This is a genomic window from Streptomyces sp. KR55, from assembly GCF_052245645.1.
Taxonomy (GTDB): Bacteria; Actinomycetota; Actinomycetes; order Streptomycetales; family Streptomycetaceae; genus Streptomyces; species Streptomyces flavusporus.
In genome coordinates this window covers 1-849 of the sequence record NZ_JBQQCE010000970.1, presented here as the reverse complement: position 1 = coordinate 849, position 849 = coordinate 1, and the positions used below count along the sequence as shown (strand labels likewise).

1 protein-coding gene is annotated in these 849 nt (G+C 71.7%); it reads right to left on the bottom strand.

The genetic code is table 11. The features are described from left to right. The coding region (locus ACTWQJ_RS51860) for a GMC family oxidoreductase (protein ID WP_443313275.1) at nucleotides 1–849 on the bottom strand (849 nt) is incomplete at both ends.

Here is an 849-nt window from a genome sequence, read left to right as displayed (position 1 = left end):
GCGCGACGGCGGCCGCCAGGCTCTCCACGTCGGCTGCGGTGCGGAGTGTGCCCGGGTCGATGAGCAGCGGGTCGTCCGGGTCCGGCCCCGTCAGCCGGATCGAGCCGCGGCTGATGGGGCGGACGATTCCGGCCTGCAGGGTGAACCCGGTGGGCGGCCCCGACATCCCTTCCTGATACATAGGGACCGGGAAGTGCAGCGGCTGGATGTCCGGGACGGCCAGGCCCGGCCGACTGTGCCAGAACAGATGGGTCTGGGCCGGGCCGAGACCGGGTGAAGGCCGCCCGGGGGAGCGTTCCGTACCGAAGATGACCGGCACGAGGACGTGGTCGTGCAGATTGCCGCCGACGCCCGGAAGGTGGGCGACGGGATCGATGCCCACCGAGCGCAGCCGGTCCGCGTCACCGATGCCGGACTGCATGAGCAGCCTCGGTGATTCGATCGCTCCGGCGCTGATCACCACCTCGGTACGGGCGGCGGCCGACTCGACGCGGCCCGCCCGCAGCCACTCCACGCCGACGCATCGCGTGCCCTCGAGCAGGACGCGCCGGGCGCGGGCCCCGGTGAGCACGGTGAGGCCGGGCGCGCCCCTGACAGGGGCGAGGTAGGCAGCGGCGGCGCTGTGCCGACGGCCGTCGGCGATGGTGAACTGGATCTGCGAAATACCCTCCGGTGAACCGGCGTTGTAGTCGTCCTGGTGATCGATGCCTATCTGCCCGGCGGCCTGGATCAGCGCATGGTGGATCGGGTCGGCGTCGTACTTGGTGAGCACCGGCAGTGGGCCTCCGGCGCCGTGCAGCGGGTCGGCGCCCGTATCGAAGTCCTCGATGGTGCGGAAGACAGGCAGCA